The 10,265-nt window shown below is 69.1% G+C and carries 10 protein-coding genes; 6 read left to right on the top strand and 4 right to left on the bottom strand.

Annotation, left to right across the window (positions count from 1 at the left end; all coding sequences use genetic code 11):
- A partial coding sequence (locus tag ABT336_RS25290) for a serine/threonine-protein kinase (protein ID WP_350899750.1) occupies nucleotides 1-1,248 on the bottom strand: 1,248 nt, incomplete at its 3' end.
- A 93-nt stretch (nucleotides 1,249-1,341) separates the two neighbouring features.
- On the opposite strand from ABT336_RS25290, the gene ABT336_RS25295 reads away from it, so the two are divergent.
- The 5 genes from ABT336_RS25295 to ABT336_RS25315 all read left to right on the top strand — a co-directional run bounded on the left by ABT336_RS25295 (nucleotide 1,342) and on the right by ABT336_RS25315 (nucleotide 6,011).
- A complete protein-coding gene (locus ABT336_RS25295; RefSeq protein ID WP_350899752.1) occupies nucleotides 1,342-1,554 on the top strand; it encodes an acyl-CoA carboxylase subunit epsilon in 213 nt (70 codons plus the stop codon).
- An 84-nt stretch (nucleotides 1,555-1,638) separates the two neighbouring features.
- Complete coding sequence (locus ABT336_RS25300) at nucleotides 1,639-2,106, top strand: hypothetical protein (protein ID WP_350899754.1); 468 nt, start codon at nucleotides 1,639-1,641, stop codon at nucleotides 2,104-2,106.
- A gap of 1,411 nt (nucleotides 2,107-3,517) precedes the next feature.
- Nucleotides 3,518-4,684, top strand: a complete 1,167-nt coding sequence (locus ABT336_RS25305; RefSeq protein ID WP_350899756.1) for a S8 family serine peptidase — start codon at nucleotides 3,518-3,520, stop codon at nucleotides 4,682-4,684.
- Nucleotides 4,685-4,706: 22 nt separating this feature from the next.
- Nucleotides 4,707-5,348 (top strand): Maf family protein, encoded by a 642-nt coding sequence (locus ABT336_RS25310; protein WP_502891265.1) that lies wholly within the window; start codon nucleotides 4,707-4,709, stop codon nucleotides 5,346-5,348.
- A gap of 9 nt (nucleotides 5,349-5,357) precedes the next feature.
- The gene (locus ABT336_RS25315) at nucleotides 5,358-6,011 is read left to right on the top strand and encodes an O-methyltransferase (protein ID WP_350899760.1); all 654 of its coding nucleotides are present in this window, start codon (nucleotides 5,358-5,360) and stop codon (nucleotides 6,009-6,011) included.
- 82 nt (nucleotides 6,012-6,093) lie between these two features.
- Here the strand turns inward: ABT336_RS25315 and ABT336_RS25320 are convergent, their stop codons facing one another.
- The gene (locus ABT336_RS25320; RefSeq protein WP_350899762.1) at nucleotides 6,094-6,849 is read right to left on the bottom strand and encodes an ABC transporter permease; all 756 of its coding nucleotides are present in this window, start codon (nucleotides 6,847-6,849) and stop codon (nucleotides 6,094-6,096) included.
- An 88-nt stretch (nucleotides 6,850-6,937) separates the two neighbouring features.
- Entirely contained in the window at nucleotides 6,938-7,897 is a 960-nt protein-coding gene (locus ABT336_RS25325; protein WP_350899764.1) for an ATP-binding cassette domain-containing protein, read from the bottom strand.
- A gap of 166 nt (nucleotides 7,898-8,063) precedes the next feature.
- Between ABT336_RS25325 and ABT336_RS25330 the strand changes: the two genes are divergently transcribed.
- Nucleotides 8,064-9,827 carry an acetyl/propionyl/methylcrotonyl-CoA carboxylase subunit alpha gene (locus ABT336_RS25330; protein ID WP_350899766.1) on the top strand — a complete coding sequence of 588 codons (1,764 nt, stop codon included), beginning with the start codon at nucleotides 8,064-8,066 and terminating at the stop codon, nucleotides 9,825-9,827.
- 24 nt (nucleotides 9,828-9,851) lie between these two features.
- On the opposite strand, the gene ABT336_RS25335 is transcribed toward ABT336_RS25330, so the two are convergent.
- Nucleotides 9,852-10,265, bottom strand: a 414-nt coding sequence (locus tag ABT336_RS25335; RefSeq protein WP_350899768.1) for a LysR substrate-binding domain-containing protein, incomplete at its 5' end; no start/stop codon positions are given.

A 10,265-nucleotide genomic window follows, 5' to 3' on the forward strand; every position in this document is an offset into this window, starting at 1 on the left:
GGCCGTCGCCGTCAGGTCGGCGTCGGCCGACAGCGCGGCAGTGGGCTCGGCGCCGGTGGAGGTCGGCGTGCCGCCTCCCACCGCCGACGTCGACCCGGCGTCGCCGCCGACGGTGCCCGACCCACCGGTGTCGCTCCCCGGCGAGAACATCGTGGTCGGGTCGGCGTCCGCCGGAAGTTTCGTGGTCGGGTCACCGACGTCCTGGGGCTTCGCCGGGGACGGCACCTTGGCGGTGGCACCCACCGCCGCCCCGGCCGCCAGGGCCGTCGGCTTGGCCGTCCTGCCCGGCCCGGTCTGCTTCCCGGACGCCTCCTGGGTCGGCTGCTCACCGGCCGGTCGGGGCGCGGGGACCACCAGGGGGCGCGGCTCACGGGGACCGTTCGGCCCCGGTCGGCGTACGCCGTCGAGCAGCGGGATCGTCCGGGTCCGCTTCCCACCGGCCCGCCGCAGCAGCCGCTCGGCGACCTCCGCGCTGATCCGCTCCTTCGGGTCCTTCTTCAACAGCCCGTTGAGGACCGCCTTCAGTGGACCGGCGTTCTTCGGCGGGGGCACCGGCTCGGTGGCCAGTGCCGCAAGGGTGGCGATCGCCGACGAACGGGCGTACGGGGACTTGCCCTCGGTGGCGGCGTAGAGCGTCGCCCCCAGCGACCAGAGGTCGGCCTCCGGCCCGGTCGTGCCGTCCCGGGCCCGCTCCGGCGCGATGTACGCGGGCGAGCCGAGCACCATTCCGGTACGCGTCACGTTCGGGTCACCGGGGATCGTGGCCAGCCCGAAGTCGGTCAGCACCACCCGCCCGTCCTCGCCGAGCAGCACGTTGCCCGGCTTGATGTCCCGGTGCATCACCCCGGCCTTGTGCGCCGACTTCAACGCACCGAGCACCCCGAGCCCGATCTCCACCGCCCGGGCCGCCGACACCGGGCCGTCCTTGGCGATGGCGTCCTGCAACGACCTCGACGCGACGTACTCCATGACGATCCACGGGTCGCCGTCGGTGCGCAGGACGTCGAAGATGCGTACCACGTTGGCGTGGTTGAGCCGGGCGATGGCACGGGCCTCGCGAAGCGAACGCTCCCGCATCTCGCGGCGCTCGTCGTCGGTGAGCGCCGGCGGCGGAACGAGTTCCTTGATCGCCACGTCCCGGTGGAGCACCTCGTCGCGGGCCTTCCACACCCGACCCATACCGCCCTGACCGAGCGGCGAAATCAGCCGATATCGGTTGGCGACGAGTTGGGACTGCGCGTCAGACATCGCCAGAGACGCTACCCGGCGGCCGAGATTCGCACATCGGCGGCACGCCCTGTTCCGCGAAGATCAGCTTGTCCACGCGTACCCTCGGGTGCTATGTCCGCCGAGGAACCGCTGTTCCGGGTCGTCCGGGGTACACCCACCGCCGAGGAACTGGCCGCGCTGACAGGCGTACTGACCTCCCGGTCGCTGTCGACCACCACACCGAGCCCACCGGCCCCCTCGACCTGGGCACGGAGCGCCCGACCGGCGGCAACCGCACCCACCCCCGGCCCCAACGCGTGGCGGAGCTCCGGACTGCCCCGCTGAACCACCCGGAACGGGACTGCCGGGGGATGCCCGGACCCGCTAACCTCACCGACGGAGACAGCGCGGTGACAGTGCGGAGGCTCGATGATTCCGGAAGAGGACCGTCCGGCGTCCTGGATGAGCAGCTACGGCGCGATCGAGGCCGACATCCGGCGGATGCGTGAGTTCGCCGACAAACTCGACGCGGAGGTGCGACGCAACTACACGCCGCACCTGTCGTACATCGCCGACGACATGCAGGTGCCGGTCCCCAACCCGGCCGACGCCTTCCTCGAACTGGTCAGCTTCCTCCAAGCCCATCACGAGACCCAGCAGGCCGCCACCAACATGGTCTGGGCCGTCGGCGGGCACACCGGTCGGCTCGCCGAGGCCGCCGGCCGGGTGGCCGACCGGTACCGGGAGGCAGACGCGTTCGCCGCCGCCCGGGTGACCGACGTGGAGGGTGCGCTCGCCCAGGCCCGGTTCACCGACGTCCCGTCCCCCGCACCCCACCTCTCCGACCCCACCGGCCCCGCCCTCTCCGACCCCACCGGCCCGGTGGTGCAGCCATGATCGAGCGGGGCAACGGACGGGCCGACCTCACCGCCTGGCACCTGATGAGCCTGCCCAGCATGTGGGCCTGCCTCCAGGACCAGGACACCACCGACCACTGGCGGCACGTCACCGGTTGGCGCAAGATCTGCGACCTGTCCGCAGCCCACCTCGGCCACCTCAGGGAATACCGGCGCGGGCTCGCCGAGGCGTGGCCCCCGGAGGGCAACGCCGCCGCCCGCGCCTACGTCGGCGAGCTGGACACCCTCATCGCCCGCGTCCAACACACCCACGACGCGGCCGTGGCCAACCACAGGTCACTCTCCGCCGCCCTGCACGCCATCACCACCACCCGAGCCCAGATCAAGACCCTCCACGACGAGTACGCGGTCAAGTCCCGCGACAAGAATGCGTACGAGGAGATCCTGGCCGACCCGAAGGCGGTCGCCGGAAGCCGGATGCCCGACCGGCCTCCCGTGACCGACGCCGACCTGGAGCGCCTGAACGCCCGCGCCCGAGTCGCCATGTACGGCCTCAGCACCGAACTCCACCAAGCCCAAGCCGCCCTCCAAAAACCTCCACAAAGCCGCTTAACCGTGGACGAGAGCGACTCAATTCCGATCAGCGGCAGTGGACAGCCTCCAATAATTCCGCCGATCGCACCGATTCCCATTCGAACGCAACCAGCAGGCTCCACCACGCCACCAACAACGCATAAAAGGTCAGTAATTCTTCCCTCTTCGCCTCCCACTGGAAACCCTTCGAACGGGCTACCAGGGCCGAACCCCGGGCCAATCCTCGGCGGAGCCAATTCTGGCCCCCCTCTGGGCGTAAATTCACCGCCCCCTGCCTCCCCGATCGGGCAACCTACTGCTGGCATGAGTTTCCCTAGTCCAAGCAGCGCACCACCTCTCATAAAACCAATCGCGCCGGTTCGCGGTCCCGCGCCGCTGACAAATTTGACCCCAATCACCAAACCTGGGTTCGGCGGAATGGACAATCCAGATTCAAATCAACCACCTAAATCCAACACGCTTCGAAGCATACAATCCGGTGGAATCATTGGAATGCCGCCTGGACTTGGACCAGGACAAACTCCAACAGGGAGCACGCCCCCTCGTCGGGTCAACCCCATCGGCGGAGTGATCGGCGGAGGGGGAAACGGAGATCCTTCAAGAGCCGGGACTGGCTGGAGCCCGGCTTTCAGCGGTGGCCCCTCCTCATCGGTCAGGCACATAGGACCAGGAATGACCCCTAGCATCAACTCAAGCGGGACCCCTGGTAGACCCAACCATCCCAGAATCGAGAATCGTCAAGCGCGTCAATGGGAAGAGGAGGACCCGTGGCAGATTGATGAAGGCGTTCCACCAGTAGTTTATCCACCCGGCGACGACGGGCCCGTGGACCCTGGACCAGCCATCGGACTCAAGAGATGAGTCCCCTACTAAACCTTGCGGCAGCAGCGGCTCTTCTATTACCAAATCCGCTCGCCTTAGCAGGCGAAACAGAACCAAGCCTCCATAAGCCTGTTCGCCAACTCCAGTGGCACCTTAGCTACCTGCGAGCCCTAGACGCACATCGAATAAGCCAGGGCCAAGGAACCATAGTCGCCATACTGGACACCGGCGTATCCCCTCACCCCGACCTGAGAAATAATTTACTTCCTGGCAAAGATCTATCAGGCACAGCAAATAAGGATGGACGCCGAGACAAGAACGGCCACGGGACTGGAATGGCTGGCCTGGTTGCCGCCCATGGCAGAGGTTCCAACATCGGCGCTTTAGGTATCGCACCAAAGGCCTTAATCGTACCTGTCATCGAGTCTAGAATCGACGGACAAGGCGACCCGGACACGCTTGCACAAGGCGTTGAGTACGCACTCTCAAAAATGGTGGACGTCATCAGTATATCCAGCTCTGGCGGATCGAGCCCCCGACTAGAACGCGCTATTCGACTCGCACTGACATCGAATGTCGTTGTAGTAGCGGGTGCTGGAAACTTTCCCTGGAACCGAGGAGTCGAATATCCGGCTTCTGAACCGGGGGTTGTCGCGGTGGGTGGAATTGACCAAGACGGAAAACACGCTGACATCTCGGTTTCTGGCCCGGAAATCGACGTGGCCGCACCGGCTGTTGACATTTACAGCACCTCGAACAACGGAGATTATCGTCGGGGGACTGGGACTTCCGGGGCCACGGCGATTGTGGCGGGGGCGGTGGCGTTGATTCGGGCGAAGTATCCCTCGTTGCCGGCCCGTGAGGTCGTACACCGGTTGACAGCGACTGCGATCGACAAGGGGCCGCCCGGCCGCGACGACCAGTACGGCCACGGTGTGATCGACCTGGTCGCGGCGTTGACTGCGGACGTACCACCGTTGGGGTCGGCGCCGACGGCGGACCCGCCGGCGGGTGATGGGCCGACAGTGACGACTGACGTCGCGGTGGGGGACGGATCCGGGGCGAGGGAGTCCGGTGAGGACGGCTCGGGGGTACGGGGCTGGGTCACCCTCGGGGTTCTGTTGGCGGCCGGTGGTGGATGGGCATACGTGGCGAGACGTCGACGAAGTGGCGATGACCCGCCACCCCGGATCAGCCGGTAGGTTCGGCGACGTGCCGAACTTGATGCCGCTCCGTCTGGTGCTCGCCTCGGCGAGCCCTGCCCGCCGTAAGCTGCTGCAGGCCGCCGGGATCGAACCCGACGTGCTGGTCAGTGGGGTCGACGAGTCCCAGGTGGTCAGTGACCGGGCCGAGGAACTCTGTCTGGAACTCGCCAGACTCAAGGCCGAGGCGGTGCTCGATCGGCTGCGCGACGGCGACGAGCGGACGTTGGTGATCGGGTGCGACTCGGTGCTCGGCTTCGACGGGGAGATTCTCGGCAAACCGGCGGACGCGGCTGATGCGACCGACCGGTGGCGGCGGATGCGGGGGCGCAGCGGGGTACTGCACACCGGGCACTGTCTGATCGACGTCGCCGCAGGTCGACGCAGCGAAGCGGTCGCCTCGACGGTGGTGCACTTCGCGTCGGTCAGTGACGAGGAGATCGCCGCGTACGTCGGGACCGGTGAACCCCTCGCCGTGGCGGGGGCGTTCACGATCGACGGGATCGGCGGGCCGTTCCTGGAGCGGATCGAAGGGGACCCGAGCACGGTGGTGGGGCTGTCGTTGCCGTTGTTGCGCCGGCTCCTCGCCGACCTCGACCTGAGCATCGTCGATCTCTGGACGAAGGACGAGTCGAACGTTCAGGTCGGGCATCCGCTCGGCTAACGTCCCATCATGACCACCAAGACGCTCACGCTCACCGATGACCTGCACCGTTATCTCGTGGCGCACGGAACCCCGCCGGACGAGATCATGCGGGACCTGGCCGAGGAGACCCGTTCGGTCCTCCCCGAGCAGGCAGGAATGCAGGTCGCACCGGAGCAGGCGGCGTTGCTGACCTTCCTCACCCGACTGGTCGGTGCCCGGCAGGCGGTGGAGGTGGGCACCTTCACCGGGCTGTCCTCGTTGGCGATCGCCCGGGGGCTCGCCGACGGTGGGCGGTTGACCTGCCTCGACATCTCCGAGGAGTACACCGGGATCGCCCGCCGGTACTGGGCGCGGGCCGGCGTCGACGACCGGATCGAGCTGCGGATCGGCCCGGCTGCCGAGTCGTTGCGCGACCTGCCCCACGAGCCGTACCTGGACCTGGCTTTCATCGACGCGGACAAGACCGGCTACCCGGTCTACTGGGCCGAGTTGGTGCCCCGGATGCGGCCGGGTGGCCTCATCGCCGTGGACAACGTGCTGCGTCACGGCCGGGTGCTCGCCCCCCGTGACGAGGCGGACCGGGCGATCGCCGCGTTCAACGACGAGGTCGTCGCCGACGTACGGGTGGACGTGGTGATGGTGCCGGTGGCTGATGGTCTGACCCTGGCCCGGGTCCGCTGACCGACCCCACCGGATCGGAGCGGCACCCCCGACGCCCGGGTGTGAGAAGGGTCCCCAGCTGCAGGGGTCCCTTCTCACACGCTCAGCGGACGCTGCGGGCGAACTGGCGGGCGGCCCAGGCGACGGCGACGACCGACAGGACTGCGGTGATGGCCAGCCCCTGCCAGACCTTCTCGTTGCCGAGGTCACCGACGAAGAGGGCGCGGGTGCCGTCCACCGCCCAGGAGAACGGGTTCCACTTGGCGAGCCCCTGCAGCCAGCCGGGGGCGAGGGCCAACGGCAGGAGGATGCCGGAGAGCAGCAGGACCGGTTGGGCGACGGTGTTCATCAGCGGGGCGAGCGCGTCCTCGCTCTTGACCTTGAGGGCGACGCCGTACGAGACGGCCGAGGTCATCAACGCGATCAGCGCCAGCATCAGGTACGCCAGCAGCAGGTCGCCGATGAAGACCCGCAGGTCGAAGGCGAGCGCCAGAATCGTGATGATGATCGCCTGGACGATCAACGAGACCACGTCCCGCAGGGACCGGCCGAGCAGCAGGGCGATCCGGCTGACCGGGGTGACCCGGGATCGTTCGATGATCCCGGCGCGGAGTTCGGCGATGAGGCCGAAGCCCTGGAACAGTCCGCCGAAGATGGCCAGCAGGACCAGGAGGCCAGGGACGAAGATCTTGTAGGCCTCGGCCTGGCTGGGGGCGTTCAGCGCGGACTTGAGCAGCGGGGCGAAGAGCAGCAGGTACATGACGGGCTGGAAGACGCCGACGAAGACCCAGACCGGGTTGCGCAGCAGGAGCAGGATCTGGCGTTGGAAGACCAGCCAGGTGTCACGGGCGGTTTTCATTGTCTCTCCGGATGCGGGTCAGGACGGAATGCCGGGTCAGGACGGAATGCCGGGTCAGGACAGGGCGCGAATCCGACGGGATGCCGGGTCAGGACTCGCGCAGCGAGCGGCCGGTCTTGGTGAGGAAGACGTCGTCGAGGCTGGGGCGTTGCAGCTCGATGGAGCGCAGCTTGAGTCCGGCGCCGTCGACGCGGCGCAGGATCCACGGGATGGCGGTGGCGCCCTCGTCGACGTAGAGCCGCAGGCCGCTGTCCCCGCCGCTTTCGACCTTGCGGACGTACGGTTCGTCGGCGAGGAGGCTGTTTGCCGGTTCGACGGCGTCGGGGTCAAGCCCGACGACCAGCACGTCGCCGGAGATCTCCCGCTTCAGGTCGGCCGGGGTGCCCTCCACCACCACCTCGCCGTGGTCCATGATTGCGATCCGGTCGCAGAGCGCGTCGGCCTCGTCGAGGTAGTGGGTGGTGATGAAGACTGTCATCCCCTCGGCCCGCAGCCGCCTGATCTCGTCCCACATGTAGGCCCGGCTCTGCGGGTCGAGGCCGGTGGTCGGCTCGTCCAGGAAGACGATCTTCGGCTCGTGGATGATGCCGAGGGCTATCTCCACCCGACGGCGTTGACCGCCGGAGTACGTCTTGCACTTGCGGTCGGCGTACTCGGTGAGTTGGAAGGCCTCCAGGGCGCGGACGGTGCGGGCCTGCGCGTCGGCCTTGCCGATGCCGTACATCCGGGCGTGCAGGACGAGTTCCTCGCGGGCGGTCGACTCGTCCCAGGTGCTTCCGCCCTGGGCGACGTACCCGATGCGGCGGCGCACCTCGGCGGGGGCCTTGCGCAGGTCGGCCCCGGCGATGACGGCCTCCCCGCCGTCCGGTTCGATCAGGGTGGCGAGCATCCGGAGGGTGGTGGTCTTGCCGGCGCCGTTCGGGCCTAGGAATCCGAAGATCTCCCCCTCGGCGACCTTCAGGTCGACGCCGCGCACCGCGTCGACGGTCCTGGTCTCCCGCCCCACCCGGGAGCGGTAGGACTTGCGTAGTCCCCGTGTCTCGATCATCGCTGCTCCTGCCGTGCCGGTCCGGTCCGGCGTTGATTATTTCCCGTCCGCCCTGGCCGCACGGGCCCGTCCGCAGGTGCTACCGCACACACTGATCGACCGTTAAGTACCTGACGGGTCGGCCGATAAGCTCACTGACGACGGGGTCTGCGGGAGGAGCTGAACGTTGCGCAAGGTACTCATCGCGAACCGTGGCGAGATCGCCGTCCGTGTCGTCCGGGCCTGCCGGGATGCCGGTCTGGGCAGCGTCGCCGTCTACGCCGACTCGGACCGGGACGCCCTGCACGTCACGCTGGCCGACGAAGCGTACGCCCTCGGCGGGGAGAGCGCGGCCGAAACGTACCTTTCGGTCGGTAGGTTGCTCGACGTCGCCGTCCGGTCCGGTGCCGACGCCGTCCACCCGGGGTACGGCTTCCTCTCCGAGAACGCCGACTTCGCCCAGGCGGTGGTCGACGCCGGGCTGACCTGGATCGGGCCGACTCCGCAGGCGATCCGCGACCTTGGTGACAAGGTGACCGCCCGGCACATCGCCCAGCGGGCCGGTGCTCCGCTGGTGCCGGGTACGCCGGACCCGGTCGCCGACGCCGCCGAGGTGACCGCCTTCGCCGCCGAACACGGGTTGCCGGTCGCCATCAAGGCCGCCTTCGGTGGGGGTGGGCGCGGGCTGAAGGTGGCCCGCACCATGTCCGAGATCCCGGATCTGTTCGAGTCGGCGACCCGGGAGGCGGTGGCCGCGTTCGGTCGGGGAGAGTGCTTCGTCGAGCGGTACCTGGACCGGCCCCGGCACGTGGAGGCGCAGGTCCTCGCCGACGGGCACGGCAACGTCGTGGTGGTCGGGACCCGGGACTGCTCGTTGCAGCGTCGGCACCAGAAGTTGGTGGAGGAGGCCCCGGCCCCGTTCCTCACCGCCGGTCAGCGGGCGCAGATCCACGACAGCGCGAAGGCGATCTGCCGGGAGGCCGGCTACCACGGTGCCGGGACCGTGGAGTACCTGGTCGGCGCGGACGGGACCGTCTCCTTCCTGGAGGTGAACACCCGGCTCCAGGTGGAGCATCCGGTGACCGAGGAGACCGCCGGCATCGACCTGGTCCGCGAGCAGTTCCGGATCGCCGACGGGGAGCGGCTGCGGATCACCGAGGACCCGACCCCGCGCGGGCACGCGATCGAGTTCCGGATCAACGGGGAGGACCCGGGGCGGGGGTTCCTGCCCGCCCCGGGCACTGTGACAGCGCTGCGGCTACCCACCGGCCCGGGGGTGCGGGTCGACACCGGGGTCCGGGCCGGGGACGTCGTCGGCGGGGCCTTCGACTCGCTCCTGGCGAAGGTGATCGTCTGCGGTCGGACGCGTATCGAGGCGTTGGAGCGGGCCCGACGGGTGCTCGACGAGATGGTGGTCGAGGGGATGGCGACGGTGTTGCCGTTCCACCGGATGGTCGTCCGTGATCCGGCCTTCACCGCCGAGCCGTTCGCTGTGCACACCCGGTGGATCGAGACCGAGTTCGACAACACCATCGACCCGTACGACGTCGTGGGCGGGGTCGCCGAGTCCCCGGCCGGACGGGAGACGGTGGTGGTGGAGGTGGCCGGCAAGCGGTTGGAGGTGACCCTCCCGGCCGGTCTCGGTGCCGGGACGACCGGTTCCGCACCCGCCGCCACGCCCGCCCGGCGGTCGACCCGGCGGGGTGGCGGCTCCGGCTCCGGTGGCCCGGCCGACGGGAACGCCCTCACCGCTCCGATGCAGGGCACCATCGTGAAGATCGCGGCGGCGAACGGTGACGTCGTCGCCGAGGGCGACCTGGTGGTGGTGCTGGAGGCGATGAAGATGGAACAGCCGATGTACGCCCACCGCGCGGGCACCGTGGCGGGGCTCGCCGCCGAGGTCGGTGCGGTCATCACCGCCGGGGCGGCCATCTGCACCATCGACGGGTGAGGACGGACCTTCCCGGGGTACGGATCAGCGCAGCGCGGTGTCGGCGGCGGCCCGGACCGCCTCGGTGAGGGCCTTCAGGACCACCGAGTCGAGCCGCCAGTGCTGCCAGTACAGCGGCACGTCGACGTGGCGGCCCGGGACGAGGTCCCGGCACCGTCCGACGGCGAGGTCCGCGCCGGCGACCTGCTCGGGCACCAGCCCCCACCCGAGGCCCCGGCGGATGGCCTCGCTGAACGCCGGCACCGACGGCACGTAGTGCACCGGCGGGTCGGTCTCCCGGCCGACCAACTCCCTGAGGAACCGGTGTTGCAGCCGGTCCCGACGGTCGAAGACGACGACCGGGGCCGTAGCGAGGGCGGCCTCGGTGAGCCCGTCGCCGAACCACCGCTCGACGGTGCCCGGGGCGGCCACGGCGAGGTAGCGCATCGCGCCGAGCGG

Origin of the sequence: Micromonospora sp. NPDC000207 (assembly GCF_040300925.1) — a bacterium.
Classification (GTDB): Bacteria; Actinomycetota; Actinomycetes; order Mycobacteriales; family Micromonosporaceae; genus Micromonospora.